A 25,411-nucleotide genomic window follows, 5' to 3' on the forward strand; every position below is an offset into this window, starting at 1 on the left:
CTTCAGCTGCTTGCCCCGCAGGGAGGCAAAGGCGCGGCTGACCCGTTTGCGGGTGGACTGGGGCATGATCACCTCGTCGATGAAGCCGCGCTCTGCTGCCACAAAGGGGTTGGCGAAGCGGTCTTCGTACTCCGCGGTTTTCTGGGCGATCTTTTCGGGATCGTTCAGATCGGCGCGGTGGATGATCTCGGTGGCGCCCTTGGCGCCCATCACTGCGATCTCAGCGGTGGGCCAGGCATAGTTGAAGTCGCCGCGCAGGTGCTTGGAGGCCATCACGTCATAGGCGCCGCCATAGGCCTTGCGGGTGATCACGGTGACCTTGGGCACGGTGGCTTCGCCATAGGCGAACAGCAGCTTGGCGCCGTGCTTGATGACGCCGCCGTACTCCTGGGAGGTGCCCGGCAGGAAGCCCGGCACGTCGACGAAGGTCAGGATCGGGATTTCGAAACAGTCGCAGAAACGCACGAAACGAGCAGCCTTGCGGGAAGAGTCGATGTCCAGGCAGCCCGCCAGCACCATCGGCTGGTTGGCGACAACGCCCACGGTCTGGCCCTCAAGGCGGATGAAACCGGTGATGATGTTCTTGGCGAAATCCTCCTGGATCTCATAGAAATCGCCCTCATCCGCCACCTTGGTGATCAGCTCCTTCATGTCGTAGGGGCTGTTGGGGTTTTCCGGGATCAGGGTGTCGAGACTGGTCTCCAGGCGGCCGGGCTCGTCAAAGAACGGGCGCACCGGCGGCTTTTCGCGGTTGTTGAGCGGCAGGAAGTCGACCAGGCGGCGGACTTCGGCCAGCGCTTCGACGTCGTTTTCAAAGGCGCCATCTGCCACGGAGGATTTGCGGGTGTGGGTGGAGGCGCCGCCCAGCTCCTCAGCCGTCACCACCTCGTTGGTCACGGTTTTCACCACGTCCGGGCCGGTCACGAACATATAGGAGGTGTCTTTCACCATGAAGATGAAGTCGGTCATCGCCGGTGAATACACCGCGCCGCCGGCGCAGGGGCCCATGATGACGGAGATCTGCGGGATCACGCCGGAGGCCATGATGTTGCGCTGGAAGATCTCAGCGTAACCGGCCAAGGCGTCGACGCCTTCCTGGATGCGGGCGCCGCCGGAGTCGTTGATGCCGATCACAGGCGCGCCGTTCTGCACCGCCATGTCCATGATCTTGCAAATCTTTTGCGCGTGGGTCGCGGAGACCGAGCCGCCCAGCACAGTGAAGTCCTGGGAGAAGACATAGACCTGGCGGCCGTTGATGGTGCCCCAGCCGGTGACAACACCGTCGCCCGCGGGTTTGTTGTCTTCCATGCCGAAATCAGCGCAGCGGTGGCTGACGAACATGTCGAATTCTTCAAAGCTGCCCTCGTCCAGCAACAGCTCGATCCGTTCGCGGGCCGTCAGCTTGCCGCGCCCATGCTGTGCGTCGATGCGGCGCTGGCCGCCGCCCAGCCGCGCGTCCTCGCGGCGGTCTTCCAGCTCGGAAAGGATGTCTTTCATGGCACATGTCCCCTGTAGATGTCACCGGGACCATATATTGCGCGGGCGCTGAGCCAAAGGACATTATCGCAAATTTGCAAACCGTTTGCATACGCTGTTGGCAAAGTTGAAAATCAGCAAAGTCGGGGCGCAGCCCGCCGCCGTGTTCCGGCGGCAAGGAATGCGGCTTCAGGCGGCTTTTGCGATGTCCGCCATTTGCCGCAGCGCGCTGGTCAGCGGCGCCTTGACCGGGACGGAGACGCCAAACGGGTTGTCCTCGACCATGCCGATCACCGGGTCGTCCTTGAGGAACTTGAGATAGGCCGCAATCTGTGCCAGCAGCGCCTGCGCCGCGGGCTTGCGGGCATCGCCAGTGGCGGATTTCATCTCGAACAGCGCCTTCATCAGGGCGGTCTGGTTGCCATCGGTGACGCCTGCCAGACCGGCATCGGCGATCTGCGCCAGCACCGGGTGGTTTTGCGCCCTGAGCGCATCCTGCAGGCTGGAGACGCCGCGGTCGACGTCCTCCTTGGCGGCCTGCCAGATCTCCATCGGGTCAGCCTGCGGCGCCGCCGCCTCTGCCGGGGTGTCCAGCGCCTTGATCAGCGCCTTGAGGCCCTCTGCAGCTGCCGGCAGGGCGCCCGCCTTCAGACTGGCGGCGATGGCCCGCGCCTGTTCCGCCAGAGGTGCGGCCTGCTCCGGCGGCAGGGTCTTGATCCGGGCCGCCTGCGCCGCCAGCAGCTTGCTGAGCTTGGCGGCCTGTTCGGACTGCGCCGGGGCCGGTTTGGGCTGCGCCTGCAGCTTGGCCAGCGCGGCCTCCAGCCGGTCGAGCCGGGCGGCGCAGCCGTCGTGGTCGCCCTGCCCCAGCAGCTTGGCACTGGCCTTGATTTCCGGCGCCAGCTTGCCCGCAAGCTCCGGATTGCCCAGCGCCTTGACCGCGCCCGCAGCGGCGGCGATGCGCTGTTTCAGAGCGGCTGCCGCGCCATCATCCGCCTGCGGCGGCGCGCTGGCTTCAACCGCTTCGGCGTCGTCATCCGGTAAGCTGTCCTCGTCGATGATGCTGCCGTCGGGGCCGACCAGCACCGGTTTGAACTTGACCATGCCTTCGGCTTTGAACCGCTTCTTCAACTGCTTGATGATGCCTTTCACGGGCTTTTCAGGCTGCAGGAAGACCTCGTTCTCCTCCACCCGAAGGGTGCCGAAGCAGGTTTTCTTGATGCCCGGCATCTTCTTCATGTCGCCGCGCAGCACCTTGCCGGGCTTGCGCAGGTCGATCATCAGGCCGCAGTTCTCCGGCTTGCCCGCCAGTCCGAAAGCAAAGGGCAGCTCGTTGCCGCTGGCCTTGGACTTTTTCAGCAGTTTCAGGACGGCGTCGGACTCAAAAGCCTGGTCTGGCATGGCATCCCCCTAGCTGGGGCCGGTAACGGCGGCCCACTCCTCAGCACTCATATCGACAAACTCCAGATCCGCCTCATCGCCCGGTTCCGACAGCGGCTGGTCCGGCCAGATCATCCCGTAGGCGCGGCGGAACAGCGCCTGCAGCTCCGCCTCGTCAAAGGGGTACTGCTGGCCTGCGAACTGGCCGATGCGGCCGCGCGGGCTGGCGATCAGGGAGTCCAGCGCCAGCCGCAGCCAGTCGAGGTTGCCTTCGTTGCGGGCGCGCTTGTGCATCGCACGGATGTCGGCATCGAACTGGGAGAGGTCGGCCATCGGATCGGGCGCGTTGACGGCGCGGCCCATGGTCAGCAGCCGCGTGTAGCCCGCGATCAGTTCCTTGCGGATTTTCATGGGATCATGTTCCCCGGATTGGCGTTGGTGTAGGTCTTGGTTTCATTGTCCCAGCCATCGGCGACCGGGTATTGCTGCATCATCACCCAGCGGCCCGGGATCTTGGTTGGGGCGGTGCCGTGCCGGGCCGTGTACTTCTCGGCGTAATCCGCGTTGTCCTGGGTTTCTTCCGGCGGGTAGTGGGTCCCGGGATTGGGATGACCGGTGGTCTCATCCGGCAGATCCTCCGGTTCCCAGATGAAGTTCACATAGGCGCGGGTCAGCCCCTCAACCTCCTCGAAGCTTTCATAGGTCTTGTCGGGGACGGGTTCGTCATCCATGCGGACGTGCTTCTTGTGGCCGATGTAGGCCTTGTCGATCGCGCGGCCGTGCTCGACGGTGAAATCGGCGTTTTCTTCCGGCCAGTCCAGCGGGTCGCCCGAGACGTCCATCTCAGCCTCGTCGATGTCGATGCCCTTGGCCTTGGCCGCCTGGGCCGCCAGCTCGCGGCCTGCCAGCCAGTCCTGCGCGCTGTGGAACTTGGACGACGCGCCGGTGTAGGAGCGTTCGTCATCCGATTTTGCATTCGGCGGCTTGCCGGTCTTCAGGCGCTCGATCAGGTCATCGTCGCTGACCCCTGGGCCGTGGCGGTCCAGCGAGTGGCCCGCGTTGCTGCCTACGCCATCCTTCGCCTCGCAGTCCTCGGCGGCCTCCGTGCAAAGCGCCTGCAAGTCGGTGCGGATGCCGTCAAACGCGGTCTTGGCCGTGGTGAAATCCGGCTTCTTCGCCTCGTCCTCAGCCGCCGCAACCCGCTCCTTGAAGGGGGTCAGCTTGGCGGCGTCCGTGCCTGCCCGCTCCAGCGCCTTGAGGATGCCATTCACCTGGAAACGGGCGGTGGCCATCGGTTTGACCTCTGCCAGCAGTTTCTGGTGCGCGTCCAGCAGCAGGAAGGCGTCGCCGTACTCCTTGTCACTGTCCGCCCGGTCTGTGGCGGTTTTCAGTGACGCATCCAGCGCATCCTCTGCCGGGGCCAGCTTGAGGTATTTTTTCGTCCGGATGTGCTCTTTCTGAACTTTGGCCAGCTTGGCGCGGTAGTCCGCCATCGCCAGCACCAGGTCCATGTAATCAGTGCCGTCCAGCACCGCCTGCAGGTCGCTGGCGGCCTTGGCCGGATCGCCGCCGCGCGCCGTCACCTCTGCCGCCTTGATTGCCGCATCCAGCGGGCCGGTCAGCTCATCCGCATCGCCGGGCAGCACCGCCAGCAGATCCTGGGCCGCCGTTCTGGTGTCCAGATAGGCGGGCATCGCGCGCAGCTTTGCCAAAGCGTCAGGCACGGCTGCCACCGCCTCCGGGTATTTCTTCGCGGTCAGGGCGTCCGCCACCGGTTTCTGAAAATCATAGGCAGCAGCAGCTGGATAGCGCTGCAGGATCAGCGCCATCTCGCGGCGTTCGTCCACCACCTTCTCCAGCTTGAACAGCTGGTCAAGTTTGGCGTGATACTGCGGCGCGCCCGCGTCCTTGTCGAAGTTGTCCGCATCCGCCAGGAGTTTATGCGCGTCCCAGGTGGCTTTCAGGTCGCTCAGCTCCGGGTCGGTCAGGACCTTGCTGAGGGCCTGGTATTTCTTTTCCAGCGCCTTGACGATCTGCTTGGACAGGCTCTTGCGCATCAGGGCGCGGTTGGATTTCTCCCAGGCCTTGAGGTCGGCCATCGCCCCGGCCGGGTCATTGGTGCCCTTGAATTTCTGCTTGGTTTCAGCCGCCGCCAGGGTATCGCGGAACCCCTGGTCCGCCCGGAGCGAGCCATCGAAGCTGCGCATGTAGCGGGCCAGTGCGCCGCGCTCCTGGGAGCTGTAGGCGATCAGTTCCTGCACCAGCGCCTCCGCTTCGGTGAATTTCTGCTCCTTATAGGCCTTCTTCTTGGCGTTCTTCAGGTGGTTGCGGTAGTCCCGGGCATCCGGCACCGCACTGGCGAGGATGAATTCGCAGCGGTCATGGGCGTTTGCCATATAGTCCGCCAGCAGCGCGTCAAAGCTGAGCGCCTTGGGCAGGTCCCCTTCATCGCCGAGGTTGGCCTTCCAGCCCTCCAGCGCCGTCCTGGCAGCGCCGAAAGCGCCGGTCTCGGAATGCCCGGCTGCGGTTTTCATCCGGGCGCTGCGGTCATCCTCTGCGGCGTCCTTGGTGCCGCCGTTCATCGCGGCAATCAGCGCCAGCGTGCCGCGGGTCCAGTTATCGAAAAACTGGCCGTAGGCATGCGCGGCCTCCGCCTGGACGGTGATGTCCTTGGCCGCTGCCTCCACAGCCTCGAAGTCAGACGCTGTGACAGCGGCCGCCATCGCCTTGTGCGCCGCCTTGATCAGCCCTTCGAGATAGGAGAAGGCGCCCTGGTCGAGGCTGTCGCGCACTGCTTTGAATTTCTGTTCCGCCGCGGCAACGGCGGCCTGCGCCTTGTCCCGGGCTGCGGCAGTGGCCAGCTGCGCGGCGATCTGGCTGGACAGGTCCTGGATATCGCTGTCGATCTGACCGAAGGCCTCCACCCCGCCCGCACTTATGATTTCCTTTTTCAGCGCCTTGCGCCCGCCCGCCAGGCTGCGCCGTGCGCCGGAGCTGAGCGCGGCGGGGATGGGGATCTTGGCCAGTTCCGCCAGCGCCGCCTTACGCCGGGCGTCCAGTTCCTCATCGCCGGGATCCGGCATATCCGGCATGGTCCAGGCCTTGACGGCATAAAACCGTTCTGCCCATTGGCGGATGGCCGGGTTGTTGGCAAGCGGATCCGGGGTATTGGCCATGTATCACCTCGACATAAAAAAGGGGCGGCCTTGGGAAAGGCGCGAAAACATGCGGCGCCTGAGCAACCATAGGCGGCGCCGCGAATTTCTTGCAAGGGTCTTTTGACGCTGCGGCACCTGTGTGCGTGGCTGCGCAGAGGATTGATGGACAACGCCGGCCGACTGCTCTAACCGGATTGTATGTCCACATATGATACCCGGGCCCCCGGCCAGCGGACGCCTCCGCGCATCTTCACCCTGATCCTGCTGGCAGGCCTGTCGGCGCTTGGCATGAACCTGCATCTGCCGTCGCTGGCGGGCATGTCCGAGTATTACGCGGTCGACTACCGGGTGATGCAGCTGTCGGTGGCGCTGTATCTGGCGGGCAATGCGGTGGTGCAGATCTTTGTGGGGCCGATTTCCGATCAGATGGGGCGGCGGCCGGTAATCCTGACCAGCATCGTGCTGTTCCTGCTGGCCACGCTGGGCTGTATCTATGCGCCGACGGCAGAGATATTCCTGATGTTCCGGGTGGCCCAGACGGCGGTGGCGGCCACCATGGTGCTGAGCCGCGCCGCGGTGCGCGATCTTTATGACACCAACGAGGCCGCCAGCATGATCGGCTATGTCACCATGGGCATGGCAATCGTGCCGATGATCGGCCCGGCAATCGGCGGCTTTCTGGATCAGTGGATGGGATGGAAGGCGAATTTCTGGATGCTGTTCCTGGTCGGCGCGGCAACGCTGATGATCACCTTCACCGATTTCGGCGAGACCGCGCACAAGAGCGGCAAGACGCTGATGGCGCAGTTCCGCGAGTATCCCGAGCTGCTGCGCTCGCCGCGGTTCTGGGGCTATTCGCTGTCTTCGGGCCTCGCCTCGGGCGCGTTCTTTGCCTACCTGGGCGGCGCGCCGTTTGTCGGCACCGAGGTTTACGGGCTGAACACGGCGGAGCTGGGCGTTTACTTCTCCGCGCCTGCAGTGGGGTACTTTGCGGGCAACTTCATTTCCGGCCGCTACTCCATGCGGCTGGGGGTCAACCGTATGGTGCTGTGGGGCTGCGTGATCAATGGCGGCGGGGTGCTGCTGTCGCTGCTGATTGCAATGGCGGGCGCGGACAGCGTGATAACCTTCTTCGGCCTCATGTGCTTTGTCGGCCTCGGCAATGGCATGGCGATCCCCAATGCCACTGCCGGCGCGATTTCGGTGCGGCCGCATCTGGCAGGCACCGCCTCCGGCCTCAGCGGCGCAATCATGATCGGCGCGGGCGCGGCGCTCAGCGCGTTTGCGGGGATGCTGCTGGTGCCGGGATCAACGGCGGTGCCGCTGCTGGTGATCATGTTCGCCACTGCCGCCTGCGGCCTGGTTGCGATTCTGCTGGTGGTCTGGCGGGAGCGGCAGATCCGCGCTTAAGCGCCGCCGCGGCCTTGCAGGCGGCCCTTTGCAATTATACTCTTCGCAGGAGTTTGATTTGCAAAGGCGCGCTTCATGGCCACCCAGAAACTTTATGCCGGCGCCAAGCTGCGCGAGATGCGGCAGCGGCTGGAGCTGACGCAAAAGGATTTTGCTGCCAAGCTGGGGGTCTCCCTGCCCTATCTGAACCAGATGGAGAATAACAACCGCCCGGTGTCGACCACGGTGGTGCTGGCGCTGGCGCAGGAATTCGGCATGGATGTGACCGAATTGTCGGCTGGCGACAGCGAGCGGCTGGTCAGTGACATGCGCGAGGCGATGGCGGACCCGGTGTTTGCCGATGACGCGCCGCCGCTGGCGGATCTGCGGCTGACCGCGTCGAACGCGCCGGCGCTGGCGCGGGCGTTTCTGACATTGCACCAGGCCTACCGCCAGACCCATGAACGCCTTGCCTCATTGGATGAGGCGCTGGGGCGGGAGGATGCGCGCATTCAGGCCAGCCCTTGGGAGGAGGTGCGGGATTTCTTCCATTATTGCGACAACTACATCGACGCGGTGGACCGCGCGGCGGAGCATTTTGCCGCCACCAGCGATATCCGCGCCGCCGCGGTGGCGGAACTGGAGCGCGGCGGGGTTGCCGTGAAGCAGACCGAGATGGAGGGGCTGCGCCACTTTGATGCGGAGGCGGGCGTGCTGCATCTGTCCAACCGCTCCGCCCCGCAGACGCAGCTGTTCCAGATGCTGCTGCAGGTCGCCCTGCTGCGGCAGAACCAGCTGCTGGAGGCAACGCTGGATTTTGCAAAGTTCCAGAGCGAGGAGGCCCGCGCCATCGCCAAGATCGGTCTGGCCAATTATTTCGCGGGGGCTGCCCTGATGCCCTACACCCGGTTTCTGGAGGCGGCGCAGGCCTGCCGCCACGACCTGGAGCTGCTGGCGATCCGTTTCGGCGCCTCGATCGAGCAGATTGCGCATAGGCTGTCGACGATGCAGCGGCCGGGCGCCAAGGGGGTTCCGTTTTTCTTCGTGCGGGTCGATCAGGCGGGCACCATCACCAAGCGCCATTCGGCCACGCGGCTGCAGTTTGCCCGTTTCGGCGGCGCCTGCCCCTTGTGGAACGTGCACCGGGCGTTTGAGACGCCGGGCCGGTTCCTGCGCCAGCTGGCAGAGACGCCGGACGGGGTGCGCTATATCTCGCTGGCGCGGGATGTGTCGAAGCCCGGCGGCTCCTTCGGCGCGCCGGTGCGCCGCTATGCGATTGCCTTGGGGTGCGAGGTGCGCCACGCCGATGCGCTGGTCTATGCCGACGGGCTGGATGTCAGCAACGGCAGCGCCTATGAGCCGATTGGCATTTCCTGCCGCATCTGCGAGCGCAAGGACTGCCATCAGCGCTCTGTCCCGCCGTTGGAGCGGCGGCTGACCATCAACACCGACCAGCGCGGCGTGCTGCCCTATGAGGTCAGCTGATGCCCCGGCTGGCCTGCATGCGCTGCGCGTTCTAGGTTAGGTTTCATGGCAGCATTTGAACAACTGGTCCTGTCCGGCGGTGGATGCCGCTGTTTCTGGCAGGGCGGCTTTCTGCACGTGGTGCAGGATAAGCTGCCGCTGAGCCCGGCCCGCGTGACCGGGGTGTCCGGCGGCGCCCTGACGCTGGCCGGGTTCCTGGCGGGCCGCGGCGAGCGGGTGCTGGCAGAGATGAAGGATGCCTTCCGCAGGACCGGCAGCAACATCAGCTGGCATGAGCCCGGCGAGGGCGGGCTGACACCGCACCAGCGGGTCTATGGCGAGGTGGTGGGCCGGGCCTTGGACGGCGATGCAATGGCGCGGGTGGCCAACGGGCCGCAGGCGCAGATCCTGCTGGGGCATCCGCCCTCAGACCGCTGGGCGCGGCTGAGCGGCAGTATGGCCACGCTGGCCTATGAGGCGGAGCTGCACATGGTCGGCTCACCGCATTTCAACTGGGCAGAGCGGATCGGCGTCACCTCCAGCCTGGTGGACGCGAACGCTGCGGCGCGCGACGGGCGGCTGGCCGATCTGGTGCGGTTCGCCGCCACCATTCCGCCGGTGTTCAAGCCGCCGCGCTGGAACGGGCGGGCGGTGATCGACGGCGGCATGGCCGATCAGGCGCCGATGCCGGAGCCGGATGAGGGGCGCACGCTGGTGCTGCTGACCCGCAATTACAAGCGCCTGCCGGACGTCCCGGGACGGCTGTATGTCGCGCCGGAAGAAGAAGTGCCCGCGGACAAGATCGACTTTACCGATCCGGCGAAGATCCAGGCGACCTGGGACGCTGGCCTGGCGGCGGGCGAAGCGTTCCTGCGGGACACCGCCGCGGCCTGACCCAGCCTGCCGCACGGCCCGGCCTGCGGGATTGATCTGCGTTATTGCGGCAGAATTCCGGCGGTGGAACACTGCACCTGTCAGGCACGGCCAGACGCGGCCGCAGCAGTTCCGGCAGCCCCTGCGAGACAGGGAACAGCCGCGCCTGGGTGTCTCACGCTTTTGTTTTGGTACGGGTATTTCTGGTTTGGGAGAATGACATGACTATTGCCAAGAAAATCGGGCGCAAGGTGCCTGTGGCCGTTTACGCTTGTGTTTCGCTGATTGCCTTCGCGGGTCAGGGCAGTGCGCTGGATGAAGCCGCGCAGGTGGCCTTGGGGCAGTCGGAATACATGGCGCAATGCGCATCCTGCCATGGTCCGAGGGGCAAGGGCGACGGCCCCGTGGCCCAGGTGCTTGTGAAGAAGCCGCCGGATCTTACCGCTATTTCAGCGCGCTACAGCGGCCAGTTCCCGGCCGATGAGATTCAGGCGATCGTGGATGGCCGGAACATGGTCAACCCGCATGGCGACCGGGGGATGCCTATCTGGGGAAACCGTTACTTTGCCGTGGGCATGGAAAAATCAAAGTCGGTTCCGCATGACGTCGACGCGCAGGCGCTTGCGTTCGGACGCGTGGCCGCGCTGGTGAAGTTCCTGGAGTCCATTCAGGCCGAATGACCGGCAGCGCCAGCCGCGGCGCGACGCGGCGCACGCCAGAACCTGTGGCAGCGGCGCAAAAAAGGGGAGCATCGGCGATGCCCCCCTTCGGTCACGAACCCGTCTTTGCCTTATGCGTTGGACAGGATCCCCCAGATCTCATCCTTCAGCGCAGCGCGCTGCTTGCGCATCTCGGTTTCGGCCTGGGCGCTCACCGGCTCCACGTTGGTTTCTGCCCGGTGCACGGCGCGGTTCACCGCGTGGTATTCGTCCGACAGTTTGGCGAAATGCGCATCCGTCTGTTTCAGCTGGCTCATCAGCGCCGCTTTTTCGGGGAATTCTTCGGACAGTTCATGGGGAGTGTTGGACACCTGCTCGCTCCTTTTTCCTAGGGTCGGTTGCAGATTATGCCGCCCCCTGCCCCGCCACTTTGACGCGGATCAAAAGATGTGCGCGGCGCGCTGATTTTCAGAAAAAATTTTATGGCCAATAAGCCGCCCGCACAAAGGGGAGGTGGCGGGCGGCTTGCTGGCTTGGCAGCAGGATCAGCGCTGCGCTTCGCGCCAGTTCGGGTTGAACCACGGCTCTGCGTTGGAGGACGGCAGGCGGCGGCCCAGGATGTGGTCGGAGGCTTTCTCACCGGTCATGATCGAGGGGCCGTTGAGGTTGCCGTTGGTGATGCGCGGGAAGATCGAGCTGTCAGCGACCCGCAGGCCGTCAACGCCGATCACGCGGCATTCCGGGTCGACCACCGACATCGGATCCTCCACGGCGCCCATCTTGCAAGTGCCGCAGGGGTGATAGGCGCTTTCCACGTGTTCGCGCAGGAAGCCGTCGATCTCGTCATCGGTCTGCACATCGGCGCCCGGCTGGATCTCGTGCTTGAGGAACGGCTTCATGGCGTCCTGGGCAAATATCTCGCGCGTCAGGCGCACGCATTTGCGGAAGTCGATCCAGTCCTGCTCGGTGGACATGTAGTTGAACAGGATGTTCGGCGCGTCCTTGGGATCGTTCGACGCCAGCGTGACCTCGCCGCGAGACGGCGAGCGCATCGGGCCGACGTGGGCCTGGAAGCCGTGCCCCTCGGCCGCGGCCTGGCCGTCGTAGCGGACCGCGATCGGCAGGAAGTGGTACTGGATATCCGGGTAGTCGACGCCTTTGTCGGAGCGGATGAACGCGGCGCTTTCGAACTGGTTGGAGGCCCCCAGTCCGGTCTTGGTGAACATCCACTGGGCACCGACAAGGCCCTTGCCGAACAGGTTCCAGTACTTGAACAGGGTGATCGGTTGCTTGCAGGCGAACTGGAAGTAGAATTCCAGGTGGTCCTGCAGGTTCTGGCCCACACCGGGGCGGTCGGCAACCACGTCGATGCCATGCTCTGCCAGGTGCTTGGCCGGACCGATGCCGGACAGCATCAGCATTTTGGGGGAGTTCAGCGAGGAGGCGGCCAGGATCACCTCGGCATTGGCGCGGATCACCTCGACCTTGCCGCCGCGTTCGATCTCGACGCCCACGGCGCGGCCGTCCTCGATCACCACCTTGCGGGCGAAGGCGCGGATCAGGTCGCAGTTTTCACGCTTGAGCGCCGGCTTCAGGTAGGCGTTGGCGGCGGACCAGCGGCGGCCCTTGTAGACCGTCATCTCCATCGGGCCGAAGCCCTCCTGCTGCTCGCCATTATAGTCGGAGGTGACAGGGTAGCCTGCCTGCTCGCCCGCCTGGACGAAAGCGTCGTGCAGCGGGTTGTCGCGTGGGCCGCGGGTCACGTGCAGCGGGCCGTCCTTGCCGCGCCAGTCCGGGTCGCCGCCATGGCCGCGGTCGTTCCAGGTTTCCATGCGTTTGAAGTAGGGCAGCACGTCGGCATAGGACCAGCCCGCCGCGCCCGACTCGGCCCAGTGGTTATAGTCGCCCGCGTGGCCGCGCACATAGACCATGCCGTTGATCGAAGAAGAGCCGCCGATCACCTTGCCGCGCGGGCAGACCAACTCGCGGCCGCCCAGGTGCGGTTCGGGCTGGGATTTGTAGCCCCAGTCATAAAGCGGCATGTTCATCGGGTAGCTGAGCGCGCCCGGCATCTGGATAAACGGCCCGGCATCGGTGCCGCCGTGTTCGATCACCAGCACCTTCTTGCCGGCCTCGCTGAGCCGGTAGGCCATGGCACAGCCCGCAGAGCCGGCCCCGACAATCACATAATCCGCGTTCATTTCTACTCTCCATCCGGCAGCCGGAGGTTCTGGATTGCTGCCGTTTTCGTTTGATTGGGCGGGCGCGCGGGGCGCCCTGCCCGGCCGTTGCCTTCAGGCAGATGCGCTCAGAATGCCGCTTCGACGTCGCCCATGCGCACGTAGACGGATTTCACCTGGCTGAAGTGCTTGATCGCCTCTTTCGAGTTCTCGCGGCCCACGCCGGAGGCCTTCACCCCGCCAAACGGCGCCTCGACCGGCGCGTCGTTGTAGGAGTTGATGAAGCAGCTGCCCGCCTCCAGCTGGCCGATCACCCGGTGGGCGCGGCTGAAGTCGTTGGTGAAGACGCCGGCAGACAGGCCGAATTCGGTGTCATTGGCGCGGGCGATTACCTCTTCCTCGGTGTCGAAGTCGAGGACGGACATGACCGGGCCGAAGATTTCCTCGCGGGCGATGGTCATATCGTCGGTCACATCGGCGAACACGGTCGGCTCGATGAAGAAGCCGTCCTTGTCGGCGCGCTTGCCGCCGCAGACCAGGCGGGCGCCCTCTTCCTTGCCTTTCTCGATGTAGCCCAGCACGATGTTCATCTGGTTCTCGCTGACCATCGGGCCAAAGCTGGTGGCCTCATCCATCGGGTCGCCGATGATGGCGTTGCCGGTGCGTTCTGCCAGACGGGCCAGGAATTTCTCCTTGATGCCTTTCTGCACGAACACGCGGGTGCCGTTGGAGCAGACCTGGCCGGAGGAGTAGAAGTTGCCGTTGATGGCACCGCCGACGGCGTTGTCGATGTCGGCGTCGTCGAAGATGATCAGCGGCGACTTGCCGCCCAGCTCCATCGTGACGTGCTTCATGCCCTCGGCGGCGGCGGCATAAACCTTCTTGCCGGTCGGGACGGAGCCAGTCAGCGAAACCTTGTCGACGCGCGGGTCGGTGACCAGAGCGCTGCCGACCTCACCCATGCCCTGAACGACGTTGTAGATACCAGCGGGGGCGCCGGCCTCGATCAGGATTTCCGCGACTTTCAGAGCGCAGAGCGGCGTGGTCTCAGACGGTTTGAACACCATCGAGTTGCCGCAAGCCAGCGCAGGCGCGCCTTTCCAGCAGGCGATCTGGGTCGGGTAGTTCCAGGCGCCGATGCCCACACACAGGCCCAGCGCCTCGCGCACGGTGTAGACCCAGTCCTCACCCATCGGGATATGCTCGCCGGTCAGCGAGGCGGCGAGACCGCCGAAGTATTCCAGCGCATCGGCGCCGGAGGTGGCGTCGGCGACCAAGGTTTCCTGCAGCGGCTTGCCGGTGTCGTAGGTTTCCAGGACGCTGAGTTCGTGGTTGCGCTCGCGCATGATGTCGGCGGCGCGGCGCAGGATGCGGCCGCGCTCGGTGCCGGTCATCTTGGCCCATGCCTTTTGCGCTTCCTTAGCGGTGGAGAGCGCCTGTTCGACGATTGCGGGCGTCGCGGCGTAGACGGTGGCGATCTGTTCGCCGGTGGCGGCATAGATCACCGGGATCGGGGTGCCTGCGGTGTCTTCGACGTATTCGCCGTTGATGAAATGGCTGGCTTTGGGCTGTGCGGGGTGTGTCATATTTTCGTGCCTCCAGCGGGGATATTTGGGGCCAGAAGAACTGGCGGGATGCTGTTTTCGGGTTACTCGCCCCGGGGAAAACGTTTGCTTTCCTCGAGGGTGTCGAGATTCATGTGGTTGCGCATGTAGCGCTCCGAGGCTTTTTGCAGCGGCTGGTAATCCCATGGGTAATAGCCGCCTTGGCGCAGGGCCTCGTAGACAACCCAGCGGCGGGCCTGGCTGGCGCGCACCTCTGCGTCGAAGGTTTCCAGGTTCCAGCGGGCTTCGGACTTGGCGCGCAGGGTTTGCAGGGTGCCTGCATGGGCCGGGTCGTCCGCAAGGTTTGTCAGCTCGTGCGGGTCGGCCTCCAGATCGAACAGCTGGTCGGGGTCCAGGGCGCAGCGGTTGTATTTCCACTTGCCATAGCGGAGCGACACCAGCGGCGCATAAGACGCCTCCGCCGCGTATTCCACGGCGACCGGTTCGCTGCGTTCAGTCCCGTTGGCCAGCGGCACCAGGTTCTGGCCGTCAGTCCAGGGTTCGATTTCTGCCATGTCGACACCGGCCAGCGCGCCCAGCGTCGGGGTCACGTCCAGCGTGGAGACCGGGGTTTCAATGAGGCCCGCGGGCAGATCAGGCGCCGAGATCATCAGCGGCACGCGGGAGGAGCCCTCGTAGAAGCTCATCTTGAACCAGAGGCCGCGCTCGCCCAGCATGTCGCCGTGGTCGGAGACAAACAGGATGATCGCCTCCTGCCTTGTGGTTTCCAGCACGTTCAGGATCTCGCCGATCTTGTCATCCAAGTATGAGATATTGGCGAAGTACGCGCGGCGGGAGCGTTTGATGTTCTCTTCAGTAATGTCGAAGCTGCGCCAGTCGTTGGCGTCAAAGATCCGCTGGGCGTGGGGATCGTGGTCCTCGTAGTCCATCGCCGGGACTTCAGGCAGCAGATGCTCGCAGTCCTCGTACAGGTCCCAGTACTTGCGGCGCGCCACGTAGGGGTCGTGCGGGTGGGTGAAGGAGACGGTCACGCACCAGGGGCGGTCGTCCAACCCGCGCGACAGCTCATAGAGCTTGGCGGTGGCGTTATAGGCAACCTCGTCATCGTATTCCATCTGGTTGGAGGTTTCCGCCACCCCTGCCCCGGTGACCGACCCCATGTTGTGATACCACCAGTCGATCCGCTCACCGGGCTTGCGGTAATCCGGTGTCCAGCCGAAATCGGCCGGGTAGATGTCGGTGGTCAGGCGGTCCTCAAACCCGTGCAGCTGGTCGGGGCCGACAAAGTGCATCTTACCGCTGAGGCAGGTGTAATAGCCCGCGCGGCGCAGGTGGTGGGCGTAGGTGGGGATGTCGCTGCGGAACTCAGCCGCGTTGTCATAGACGCCGGTGCGCGAGGGCAGCTGGCCGGACATGAAGGAGGCGCGGCCCGGCGCGCAGAGCGGCGACGCGGTATAGGCGTTTGCAAAGCGGGTGGAGCGTTCCGCCAGCTTTTTCAGGTTCGGAGCATGCAGCCATTCGGCGGGGCCGTCCGGGAAAAGCGTCCCATTCAACTGGTCTACCATCAGGATCAGGATATTCGGGGCACTCATCGCGGACCTCCCAAGTATTGGCGATGTTTCTTCGAAAGGCGCCTGGCAGGCCCGAAGGCGCTGCCAGGCAGTTGGTGGCTGGTCCCGTCATTCGGGGAAACTTGGGGGCCAGCCGGGAGACCGCCCTTAGTGGGCCGTCTTGATCTTTTCGAAGTCGAGAATGTTCTCCTCGGGCGAGGCGTCGATGCTCATCACTTCGCTGCGCTTGGCGATCATGATGTAGGCCAGGCAGGCCACATAGATGCCGATCACGATGGTGCCGATCCACTGGATCTGCAGCCACTGGCTTTGGAAGGCCAGAGTGAGGCCGAAGAGCACAACCGCGTTGCCCAGCACGTAAGGGATGGTGCCGAACCGCTTGGCCGTCAGGTTCAGGTTGTCGGTGTAAAGGCGGATCAGCGAGTCAAAGGAGTTGACCACGAAGATGATGCCCACCGCGACCATGGAGACGTTGATCAGCAGCGTCGTTTCGATGCTGTTCAGGTGGTAGTAGTACAGCACCGAGAACCACACCCCCAGCGGGATCGACGGGAAGATCAGCAGCGCTGCCAGAACCTGCCAGGTGCGCAGGCCGCCGACAAAGCGGGACGTGAACTGGCCGATCATGATCGACCATGCAAACCACCAGAACAGGTAGAACTCATGATAGTCGGTCAGCGGCAGGATGAATTTGTGGATGTTGGAGAAATAGCCGCCGATGTTGGAGGCGGTATCACCAAAGGCGCCCAGGCCCATGCCGGCATAGGCCCACATGCCCAGGATCAGCGCCATGAACAGAACGGTGGAGCCCACCGACAGGATGCGGACGTATTTGATGTCGGTGGAGGAGAAGGCGGCAAACAGGATCACCAGGAAGGTAATGACATAGAAGGCCGGGATCACGGTTTCACCGTCGCCCATGAAGGTGGCGTAATACGGCAGGTAGATCAGGAACAGCGCGCCGGTGAAGGCGCAGGTGCCGATGATCACGATGTTGTTGATCCATTTCACCAGCGGGATCTCGAAGAACTTCACCCGCGGCTCGATCACGCAGAAATAGAAGGTGGTCAGGAAGTAGAAGCCCCAGATCAGGAAGCCCCAGAAGCCGAACTCCAGCGCCAGCGGGTTGGTGAAGGCGTAGGCGGGCTCTGCCGCGGTATCCGCATAAAGCGGGAAGTCCCAGGCCAGCGGGAACATGATCAGGCCCACATCCAGACCGGAGGTGAAGAGGATTGCGATGAAGGTGAAAAGGTGAACGGGGGTCACGCCGACGTTGCGGACGTTCCACCACTTGATCACGCAGAACGCCACCAGCGCAAAGGCCAGCAGAATCCCGAATGAGATGATTGAAGTCATTTGTCCCTCCCATTTCCGGGCGGTATCCGCCCTTAGACATGGATTGGGTACATAACACAGCCGGCTGATCGGCCAAATGGTTTTTTGAATGACCATTCAAGATTTCATTTCACGCGAACAACAGTTGAAACGGCGCCCCAATTGCCGCACAACTTTGTCATGAGCAGGAAACGCATCCGGGACATCCGCAACGAAGAGCTGATCGAAGCGACCATCGTCGCCGTGCACAAGCGCGGTTACGGCGTTGTTACCATGGCGGAAATCGCCAGGGAGGCCGGGGCTTCGGCGGCGTCGATCAACTACTATTTCGGCTCCAAGGAAGGGCTGATGGAAGCCACGATGCTGCATCTTTTAGGCAAGCTGCGACGGGCGATGAGCGAAGGTTACGCCACTGCGCGCACCCCGCGCGAGCGGCTGTATGCGGTGATGGATGCGAACTTTGCCGACGATCTGTTCACCGTTCCGCAGTGCAGCATCTGGATGCAGTTCTGGGCAAATGCCCCCTATTCGCCGCGCCTCAGCCGCCTGCACCGAATCAACCGTTCCCGGGTGCGCAGCCATTTCCTGGCCGAGCTGCGGGCGCTGCTGCCGGCGGGACAGCTGGAGACCGCGCGCCAGGCGCTGCAGTGCTATATGGACGGTGTCTGGCTTCAGGCGGCGCAATCCGAGGAAGCGCTGAACCCGGAGGATGCGCGCGCGGCGGCGCACCGGGTGGTGGATCTGGTGATCCCCTGAACGGCTGCGGCCCCGCCCCTAGCCCTCCGGCTGGCGCCGGTAGACCAGGCGGTTGCCGCGCGGCAGGTAGATCAGGGTCAGCTCATCAGGGCTCAGGGAATGGATCCGGTAGCACAGGCTGGTGCCGCGCTCGCTGTCGCGGGCGATCAGGAAATCGCCGGCATCGTCCGCACCGCGGCAGCTGTCCTGCACCGAGACGAATTCCGGCGGCATCGCGCTGCCCATGTAGCTGACCTGGCGGACCGCGCCGGCAATCGTGAAACTGTCGCCGGGGTCTGCTGCTGACACCCATTTGCCCTGCATCTGCTGCAAAATCCGGTCATGACGGTTGGGCCTGCGCAATGCAGCGCTGTGCAGGTCCAGCTCGCCGTGAGAGCCGAAGAAACTGGTCAACTCTCCCTCAACCGCCAGCAGCGCCCCCCGCTGCAGCCCCATCAGCATGGCAAATACCGGCGCGGCGGCCGTTTCGCCGCTGGCGGCCCTGATCTCCATACCGCCTCCGACAAAGCGGCAGGCCACTGTTGCACCTGGCTGGCTCCGGCTGCAGCCCTGGAAAACCACATCCGCCGCATAGGGCGTTGCCGCGGCGGCGGCCGAGTGCTCCGCCGCCGCGGCAGCCTGAGAGCGGGAGCTGAGCAGGATCTCCTGCCCGTCCGCATCGGTGCGGACCCTGGCAAATGCCTGCTCGCGGTAACCGCGGGCTGCACAATCACCGCCACCGGCGCGGAACGGCCCTGACTTGGTGCAGAAGCGGATGCTGTCGTCGCGGAACTGGTACCCCGGGCTTTCGGCGCGGAAGTAGAAGAACCGGCCCTGGTGCCCCTCCGGCAAAGGATTGATGCAGTCGCCGGGCGCCAGAGCCTGCCAGCCCTCAGTGACCCAGCTGCCCTCTGTACGGACACTCACGGCAAGCTGATGCAGGGCACCGGTATCATTGCAGATACTGGTCCCGGCATTGGCGGCCGCCGGATCTGTAAGGGCCGCCAGCAGCAGCGCGGGCAGCCAAAGGAAGAACGCCATTCACAGCCCCCGCTGACATCTGTAAGGGCGCGAGATTACCCCGGGCATGTAACATCTATAAGACGATCAAAGCCCAGCCGGGTTACCCGAAGGTGTAGCTGCTTTCTTTTTGATCCTGGCTTCACGCCAGGAGATGAAACTGACTGCCGCCAGGATCAGCCCGCCGCCGGAGACCACCCAGATGTCCACCGGCTCGGCGAACACCAGGGCGCCCAGCAGGGTGGCCCAGACCAGCTGCAAAAAGGTGACTGGCTGGGTCACCGTCACCGGAGCGGCGGCAAAGGCCAGGGTCATGGTGTAGTGGCCCGCAGTGGCAAAGCAGGCGACGCCGAACAGGATTGCGACCTCTGCCAGGGTGGGCGTCACCCAGACGGCCAGGGCGAAGGGCGCCAGCCCCAAGGTGACAAAGACCGAGAGCATCGCCACCACCACCGCCGGGCTGTTGCTGCCGACGGTGAATTTGGCAATCAGGTAGGAGGCGCCAAAGGACACCGCGGTGAACAGCATGGCAATGTGGCCGGGCGAAACCTCGCGGAAGCCCGGGCGCAGGATGATCAGCGCGCCGATCAGCGCCACGGCAATGGCTGAGATGCGGCGGAACGCCAGCTTCTCACCCAGGAAAAGCGCCGCGCCCAGGGTGACGTAAACCGGCGACAGGTAGTTCATCGCCGTGACTTCGGCCAGCGGGATCTGGGTCATCGCGTAAAACCACAGCATCACCCCGGCGGAGTGCACCACGCCGCGGCCGGCATAAAGCCCCCACAGCCGCGGGGTCAGGCGCGCCTTGCGCAGGGCGCCGATCATCGGCAGCAGAAAAACCAGCCCCAGGAGATAACGCAGAAAAGCGCTTTCGGCGGGCGGGATGCGGGTGCCCAGGTATTTGACCAGCGCTGTCACCGCGACAAAGCACAGGCCCGTCACCACCATCCAGAACACGCCTTTGAGCGGGTTATGGAGGGCTGGGGCGGTGTCTGCGGTCTGGCTCATGAGGTGACAGAACACCCGTTCGGGCGGCGGCACAAGGCTTCACATGTGAATTATCTCTGGGCAGGCCGCTTTCCGCCCCGGAAACGCTGCGGCGTCACGGCAGCGGGATGAACTCCTGATCGTCGCCGGGCGGCAGCTGAAAACGCCCGTGCTGCCAGTCGCCGGCAGCCCAGGAGTCCTTGGCGGCCTCGATCCGGTCGCGGGAGGAGGCGACGAAGTTCCACCAGATATAGCGCGGCCCGTTCAGCGTCTCGCCGCCCAGCGCCATCAGCCGGGCGCCCTCGGGGCCTGCGGTCACGGTGATTTCATCGCCCGGGCGGAACACCATCATGCGGCCGGCCTCGAAGGTTTCGCCTGCGATTTCGACAGAGCCCTGGGTGACATAGATGCCCCGGTCCTCGTGATCGGTGGGCAAGGGCAGCTTGGACCCGGCCTGCAGAACCACATCGGCATAGAAGGTGTCGGAATAGAGCGTAGCTGGCGCTTTCTCCCCCCAAGCAGTGCCAAGGATCAGCCGGGCGGCCTTGCCCTCGCCCTCCAGCAGCGGCAGCGCCTCCTTGCCGTGGTGTTCAAAGGTTGCGGGCGCATCCTCGTGGCTTTCGGGCAGTGCGATCCAGGTCTGAATGCCGAACAGGCTGCTGGCGCCCTGGCGGGTGGCGGCGGAGGTGCGCTCGGAATGGGTGACGCCCTCGCCCGCCACCATCCAGTTCACCTCGCCCGGATAGATCATCTGGTGGGTGCCTAGGGAATCGCGGTGCTCGAACTCGCCTTCGTACAGATAGGTGACGGTGCCGAGGCCGATATGCGGGTGCGGGCGGACGTCGATGCCCTGACCGGTCAGGAACTCGGCAGGCCCCGCCTGGTCGAAGAAGATAAAGGGCCCGACCATCTGACGGCGCGGCGCGGGCAGCGCGCGGCGGACCTCGAAGCCGCCGATGTCGCGGGCGCGCGGGATGATCACCGTTTCGATCGCGTCGAGGTCGCCCGCATCGGGGCATTGCGGTTCCAGTGCCGGGTTCCAGCTCATCCTTCCCTCCTGTCGGTGGCTACAGGGACAAGGTAGTGCATTTCAGTGCAGGCGTTAGGGCGGGACGCGCACAGGCGCTGTTCGTCACATCAAGAGAAGCTTGGCGGCAATTGCCCACATCGTCAGGCCGACTACGGCGTCCAGCACCTGCCAGGCGCGCGGGCGGGCAAAGACCGGGGCCAGCAGGCTGGCGCCGTAGCCCAGCGTGAAGAAGAAGGTGAAGCTGGCGATGGTGGCGCCGGCAGCAAAGACCAGCGGCTGCGGATACTGGGCGGAGATTGAGCCGAGGAGCACCACGGTGTCCAGATACACATGCGGGTTCAGCCAGGTGAGCGCCAGCACCGTGGCCAGCACCGGCAGCAGCGCGGCGCCTGCGCCCTCCTGCGCCGCTTCCAGTTTTTCCCCGCCCTGCCAGGCGGTGCGCAGGGCGCGGGCACCGTACCAGATCAGAAAGGCGGCGCCGCCCAGCCGCATCGCCTGTTCGAACCACGGCACCGCCAGTGCCAGGGAGCCGAAACCGAAGACGCCGGCGGTGATCAGAACCGCATCCGAGCCCGCGCAGGTGAGGCAGATCCAGAACACATGCTGACGCCGCAGACCCTGGCGCAGGACAAAGGCGTTCTGGGCGCCAATCGCCATGATCAGGCTGAGGCCCAGGGCAAATCCGGCAATCAGGCTGGGGGGCATGGATGTCTCCTCGTATTCGTACGAAGTTTGACTAACCCCCGCCCTGCCATTAATCCAGTTAAAGAGACTTAGGCTAGATTAGAGCTTCTAATGAATATGGATCCCAGCCAGCTGGCCGCGCTGAGCGCGGTGCTGCGCCTTGGCAGCTTTGAAGCGGCGGCGCATGCGCTGGCGGTGACGCCCTCGGCCATATCCCAGCGGATCAAGGCGCTGGAGGACCGGACCGGCACCGCGCTGGTGCTGCGCGGCGCGCCCTGCACCGGCACCGCGGCGGGGCTCAGGATTGCCAAACACGCGGAGGACATCGGCCTCTTGGAAGCGCAGCTGGCGCGCGAGCTGGCGCTGGAGGCGGGTCACGGCCCGGTGCGGCTGCGGATTGCGGTCAATGCCGACAGCCTGGCCAGCTGGTTCATAGGGGCGATGGCGGCGGTGGAGGGGGTGCTGTTCGATCTGCTGGTGGATGACCAGGACCACAGCGCGGAGTGGCTGAAACGCGGCGAGGTTTCTGCCGCGGTGACTGCCAGTTCCAAGCCGGTGACCGGGTTCGAGGCCTATCCGCTGGGCACGCTGGATTACGCGGCGACCGCCAGCCCGGCGTTCATGGCGCGCTGGTTTGCGGACGGGGTGACGCCCGAGGCCGCTGCAAAAGCGCCCTGTATGATCTTCAACGCAAAGGACAATCTGCAGCGCCTGTGGCTGGAGCGGAATGTGGCGCCAGGTCTGGCGCCACCGGCGCATTTCCTGCCCTCGACCCAGGCGTTCATTGACGCCGCCGCCGCCGGATTGGGCTGGGGCATGAACCCGCTGGCGATGGTGGCGCAGGATATCCGAACCGGGCGGCTGGTGCCGCTGATCCCGGACAGCACGCTGCCGGTGCCGCTGACCTGGCAGGTGGCGCGGGTGATGGCGCCTGCCCTTGCCGAAGTCACCCGCGCCGTGCAGAAATCGGCTAGGCAGTACCTGACGCAAGACTGACCCGCCGCGCCGGAAAGGGCCGCAATGATTATTGAAGGCAAACCGCCGCCTGTGCTGCAGCCGCGGGCTGTCCGTGCCAAGGCGGCTGCGGGAACGGGCGGGTGACCGCCCTGCCCCTGCCGCGCAGCCTGGCGCTGCAGGTCGTGCTGCCGCGGGGCTGTCTGGTGCTGGGGTGGCTGGCGCTGAACCAATGGATCCGGCTGCCGGTGCCGCTGGCTTTTTTGCTGATGGCGGCGGACGGGTTGTTCCTGCTGTGGCAGGCACGGGCGTTTCAGCTGAGCGCTGATGCGCATGTGCGCAGCACCGGGGCGATGATGCCGGTCTGGGGCGGCTATCTGGTGCTGCTGTTTGCAGGCTTTGCCGCGCTGATCCTGTGGTGGGACGCGCTGCTGATTGCCCGGACGGTGGCGGAGCCGGCCTATGCCGAACAGCAGCGGCTGAAGCGCGAGGCCAAATACAGCCTGGCGGTCTCCGGCGATGGCCGGGTGCTGATCTTTGACGGCGAAATCACCCATGGACTGACCAAGCGGCTGCGGCAACTGGCCCAGGACCACCCGGACATAGAGCAGATGGAGCTTGCTGGCCCCGGCGGGCTGATTGCAGAGGCCCGCGGCGCCGCCCGGGTGATCCGGGATCAGGGCTGGAACACTTACGCAGACGGGCTGTGCGCGTCCGCCTGCACGCTGCTCTTTGCAGCCGGCAGCCGCCGCAGCCTGGGACCGGCAGGGCAGCTTGGGTTCCACAGCTATGCCCTGCAGTCCAGCAGCGGGCTGCCGCACATAGACATCCGCAAGGAACAGCAGAAGGACCGCGCCTTCCTGGTCGGGCAAGGCGTGCGTGCGGACTTTGCAAGCAGTATTTTTGACGTCCCCTTCAGCGGCCTCTGGATCCCTCAGGCCGGCGAACTGCTGGCTGGCGGGGTCATCACCGACTGACCGGGCGGACCGCCGCGGGAACGGGTTTTCCTTGCCGGACCGGCCTTTGCCTCCTACGGTCATCCCGGGGACATTGCATGAAGAGCATTATACTGACCGCGGCCATTGGGCTGGCAGCATCGCCGGCACTGGCCGGACTGGAAATCTGCAACAATGCCGGCCAAAGCCTGAGCCTGGCCATCGGATATTCCAACGGCGAAGAATGGATTTCAGAAGGCTGGTGGAACATTCCCGCAGGGGAGTGCAAAACGCCGGTAACCGGCGATTTGAAGAAACGCTATTACTATTACCGGGCCAATGCCGGGGGCACGGCGTTTGCCAGCGGCGAGTACAGCTTTTGCACCACCTCGCAGGCCTTCACAATTCACGGTGACAGCAACTGCGCCGCGCGCGGCTATGAAACCCAGGGTTTCCGCAAGCTCGACACCGGCGAGACCGCGACCCGTTTCACGCTGACTTTGAACGCCGCGGCAGGGGCACCGGCCGAACAGCCGCCGGCCGCGCCGCAAGGCAGCGCGCCGGGCACCTTTGGCGAGCCTTACACGGACAATGTGATCTTGCAGGATTGCCATTCGGACGGGCAGCGGGCCTGCAGTTTTCATGCCGGCGGCACCAAGTTCTTTGTCTATGACGACGGGCGCACACCGCAGTTTGTCTTTGCCGCGATGGAGGCGCTGGATCCCGGAACACCGCTGACCGTCGAAGGTGATCTGGAGGCCGTGTACGACCGGACTGCGGATGTTGTGCTGCGGGATGCGGCCGTGCGGCCGTGGACGGAGCATGACGGGCTTTTGAACAAGCTGCAGGGACATTGGTATTCAGTGGACGATCCCAACGCGCAGTTCACCGTGCTGGGGGCTGAGCGGGACAATACCTATGACGGCGCCTATGCCGGACGGGAGTATCTGTCGGTGTCCGGATGGTGCCAGGACTTTGACGGCAGCGGACCGTATCTTTATGCCCGGGAGGAGGAAACCGGCGAAGAATACTGTTATGTCATCGACTACGTCGACCATCTGGAACTGACGCTGATGTTCCTGCCGCGCGGCAATCTCCTGCAGTACCGCAAATTGGATTGAGGCACAGGGGCGCTGCCTCCCGGACTTCGGCCTCTGTCCGGGGTGTCAGGGCCCCGAAAGATGCAGCCGAGAGGCCGCAGCGGCCCAGAGAGGTATCATCAGCAAAGAAAAAGGCCCGCCGGAAGGCGGGCCTTTGCATGTCCGGTCCGGGGCGGGTCAGAGCTGCGCCATGACCTCGTCGGTGGCTTCGAAGTTGGTGGTGACGCGCTGCACGTCGTCGTCGTCCTCCAGCGCATCGACCAGCTTCATCAGCTTCTGCATGCCTTCCAGGTCCAGCTCGGTGGTGGTGGTCGGCTTCCAGACCAGCTTGGTCGACTCGGATTCGCCCAGCTCCGCTTCCAGAGCGTTGGAAACATCGTTCAGATCAGTGTCGGCGCAATAGATGATGTGGCCGTCCTCGGAGCTTTCGACATCCTCGGCCCCGGCTTCGATGGCTGCCATCATCACGGTGTCGGCATCGCCGACAGAGGCCGGATAGGTCACTTCGCCCTTGCGGTCGAACATGAAGCCCACGGACCCGGTTTCGCCCAGGTTGCCGCCGTTCTTGGAGAAGGTGGAGCGCACGTTGGAGGCGGTGCGGTTCTTGTTGTCGGTCATCGCCTCGACGATCACCGCAACGCCATTGGGGCCATAGCCCTCATAGCGGATTTCGTCGTAGTTTTCGGCGTCGCCGCCAACGGCCTTCTTGATCGCGCGCTCAATCACGTCCTTGGGGACGGACTGGCTTTTGGCTTCCTTCACGGCCAGGCGCAGGCGCGGGTTCTTGTCGGGATCAGGGTCGCCCATTTTGGCGGCCACGGTGATCTCCTTGGCCAGCTTGGAAAACAGTTTTGACCGCGCCGCGTCCTGACGGCCCTTGCGGTGCTGAATGTTAGCCCATTTTGAATGGCCTGCCATG

The 25,411-nt window shown here is 64.6% G+C and carries 22 protein-coding genes; 8 read left to right on the forward strand and 14 right to left on the reverse strand.

The window, feature by feature from the left end:
• From ACTRWG_RS15155 to ACTRWG_RS15170, 4 genes are all read right to left on the reverse strand, one after another.
• The coding region (locus ACTRWG_RS15155) for an acyl-CoA carboxylase subunit beta (RefSeq protein WP_462829538.1) at positions 1 to 1,497 on the reverse strand (1,497 nt) is incomplete at its 3' end.
• Positions 1,498 to 1,665: 168 nt separating this feature from the next.
• Entirely contained in the window at positions 1,666 to 2,874 is a 1,209-nt protein-coding gene (locus tag ACTRWG_RS15160; protein ID WP_462829539.1) for a hypothetical protein, read from the reverse strand.
• 9 nt (positions 2,875 to 2,883) lie between these two features.
• On the reverse strand, positions 2,884 to 3,264 hold the full coding sequence (locus ACTRWG_RS15165; protein WP_462829541.1) for a hypothetical protein: 381 nt from the start codon (positions 3,262 to 3,264) through the stop codon (positions 2,884 to 2,886).
• Positions 3,261 to 6,029, reverse strand: coding sequence for a hypothetical protein (locus tag ACTRWG_RS15170; protein WP_462829543.1), 2,769 nt, complete (start codon positions 6,027 to 6,029; stop codon positions 3,261 to 3,263). The genes ACTRWG_RS15165 and ACTRWG_RS15170 overlap by 4 nt, the downstream gene beginning before the upstream one ends.
• A 180-nt stretch (positions 6,030 to 6,209) precedes the next feature.
• On the opposite strand from ACTRWG_RS15170, the gene ACTRWG_RS15175 reads away from it, so the two are divergent.
• The 4 genes from ACTRWG_RS15175 to ACTRWG_RS15190 all read left to right on the forward strand — a co-directional run bounded on the left by ACTRWG_RS15175 (position 6,210) and on the right by ACTRWG_RS15190 (position 10,417).
• Positions 6,210 to 7,421, forward strand: a complete 1,212-nt coding sequence (locus ACTRWG_RS15175) for a multidrug effflux MFS transporter (protein ID WP_259958885.1) — start codon at positions 6,210 to 6,212, stop codon at positions 7,419 to 7,421.
• A 75-nt stretch (positions 7,422 to 7,496) separates the two neighbouring features.
• Entirely contained in the window at positions 7,497 to 8,885 is a 1,389-nt protein-coding gene (locus tag ACTRWG_RS15180; RefSeq protein WP_027238167.1) for a helix-turn-helix domain-containing protein, read from the forward strand.
• A 45-nt stretch (positions 8,886 to 8,930) separates the two neighbouring features.
• On the forward strand, positions 8,931 to 9,758 hold the full coding sequence (locus ACTRWG_RS15185; protein ID WP_027238168.1) for a patatin-like phospholipase family protein: 828 nt from the start codon (positions 8,931 to 8,933) through the stop codon (positions 9,756 to 9,758).
• A 200-nt stretch (positions 9,759 to 9,958) separates the two neighbouring features.
• Positions 9,959 to 10,417, forward strand: a complete 459-nt coding sequence (locus ACTRWG_RS15190; protein ID WP_051357893.1) for a c-type cytochrome — start codon at positions 9,959 to 9,961, stop codon at positions 10,415 to 10,417.
• 110 nt (positions 10,418 to 10,527) lie between these two features.
• Here ACTRWG_RS15190 and ACTRWG_RS15195 read toward each other — a convergent pair whose 3' ends face one another.
• From ACTRWG_RS15195 to ACTRWG_RS15215, 5 genes are all read right to left on the reverse strand, one after another.
• Positions 10,528 to 10,767 (reverse strand): YdcH family protein, encoded by a 240-nt coding sequence (locus ACTRWG_RS15195; protein WP_027238170.1) that lies wholly within the window; start codon positions 10,765 to 10,767, stop codon positions 10,528 to 10,530.
• A 174-nt stretch (positions 10,768 to 10,941) separates the two neighbouring features.
• Positions 10,942 to 12,597, reverse strand: coding sequence for a choline dehydrogenase (betA, locus tag ACTRWG_RS15200; protein WP_027238171.1), 1,656 nt, complete (start codon positions 12,595 to 12,597; stop codon positions 10,942 to 10,944).
• Between the two features lie 107 nt (positions 12,598 to 12,704).
• Positions 12,705 to 14,162, reverse strand: a complete 1,458-nt coding sequence (gene betB / locus ACTRWG_RS15205; protein ID WP_027238172.1) for a betaine-aldehyde dehydrogenase — start codon at positions 14,160 to 14,162, stop codon at positions 12,705 to 12,707.
• A 62-nt stretch (positions 14,163 to 14,224) separates the two neighbouring features.
• Positions 14,225 to 15,733, reverse strand: coding sequence for a choline-sulfatase (gene betC / locus ACTRWG_RS15210; protein ID WP_027238173.1), 1,509 nt, complete (start codon positions 15,731 to 15,733; stop codon positions 14,225 to 14,227).
• A 126-nt stretch (positions 15,734 to 15,859) separates the two neighbouring features.
• Entirely contained in the window at positions 15,860 to 17,068 is a 1,209-nt protein-coding gene (locus ACTRWG_RS15215; protein ID WP_027238174.1) for a choline transporter, read from the reverse strand.
• Between the two features lie 159 nt (positions 17,069 to 17,227).
• Between ACTRWG_RS15215 and betI the strand changes: the two genes are divergently transcribed.
• Complete coding sequence (gene betI / locus ACTRWG_RS15220) at positions 17,228 to 17,803, forward strand: choline-binding transcriptional repressor BetI (RefSeq protein ID WP_027238175.1); 576 nt, start codon at positions 17,228 to 17,230, stop codon at positions 17,801 to 17,803.
• Positions 17,804 to 17,821: 18 nt separating this feature from the next.
• Here betI and ACTRWG_RS15225 read toward each other — a convergent pair whose 3' ends face one another.
• The 4 genes from ACTRWG_RS15225 to ACTRWG_RS15240 all read right to left on the reverse strand — a co-directional run bounded on the left by ACTRWG_RS15225 (position 17,822) and on the right by ACTRWG_RS15240 (position 21,524).
• Positions 17,822 to 18,823 carry a DUF1036 domain-containing protein gene (locus ACTRWG_RS15225; RefSeq protein WP_462829544.1) on the reverse strand — a complete coding sequence of 334 codons (1,002 nt, stop codon included), beginning with the start codon at positions 18,821 to 18,823 and terminating at the stop codon, positions 17,822 to 17,824.
• Between the two features lie 66 nt (positions 18,824 to 18,889).
• Positions 18,890 to 19,810, reverse strand: a complete 921-nt coding sequence (locus ACTRWG_RS15230; protein ID WP_260031091.1) for a DMT family transporter — start codon at positions 19,808 to 19,810, stop codon at positions 18,890 to 18,892.
• A 94-nt stretch (positions 19,811 to 19,904) separates the two neighbouring features.
• Positions 19,905 to 20,837: a pirin family protein gene (locus tag ACTRWG_RS15235; protein ID WP_027238178.1), complete on the reverse strand. Its 933-nt coding sequence runs from the start codon at positions 20,835 to 20,837 to the stop codon at positions 19,905 to 19,907.
• A gap of 84 nt (positions 20,838 to 20,921) precedes the next feature.
• Positions 20,922 to 21,524, reverse strand: coding sequence for a LysE/ArgO family amino acid transporter (locus ACTRWG_RS15240; protein WP_462829546.1), 603 nt, complete (start codon positions 21,522 to 21,524; stop codon positions 20,922 to 20,924).
• 90 nt (positions 21,525 to 21,614) lie between these two features.
• Here ACTRWG_RS15240 and ACTRWG_RS15245 point away from each other — a divergent pair, with 90 nt between their 5' ends.
• From ACTRWG_RS15245 to ACTRWG_RS15255, 3 genes are all read left to right on the forward strand, one after another.
• The gene (locus ACTRWG_RS15245; protein WP_027238180.1) at positions 21,615 to 22,499 is read left to right on the forward strand and encodes a LysR family transcriptional regulator ArgP; all 885 of its coding nucleotides are present in this window, start codon (positions 21,615 to 21,617) and stop codon (positions 22,497 to 22,499) included.
• A gap of 101 nt (positions 22,500 to 22,600) precedes the next feature.
• A complete protein-coding gene (locus tag ACTRWG_RS15250; protein ID WP_027238181.1) occupies positions 22,601 to 23,434 on the forward strand; it encodes a COG3904 family protein in 834 nt (277 codons plus the stop codon).
• 77 nt (positions 23,435 to 23,511) lie between these two features.
• Complete coding sequence (locus tag ACTRWG_RS15255; RefSeq protein ID WP_051357894.1) at positions 23,512 to 24,513, forward strand: DUF1036 domain-containing protein; 1,002 nt, start codon at positions 23,512 to 23,514, stop codon at positions 24,511 to 24,513.
• A gap of 156 nt (positions 24,514 to 24,669) precedes the next feature.
• Here ACTRWG_RS15255 and ACTRWG_RS15260 read toward each other — a convergent pair whose 3' ends face one another.
• Positions 24,670 to 25,410, reverse strand: a complete 741-nt coding sequence (locus ACTRWG_RS15260) for a YebC/PmpR family DNA-binding transcriptional regulator (RefSeq protein ID WP_027238182.1) — start codon at positions 25,408 to 25,410, stop codon at positions 24,670 to 24,672.
• Between the last annotated feature and the right edge of the window lies 1 nt (position 25,411).

The organism is Leisingera sp. G5_S3_59_S7, assembly GCF_054968485.1.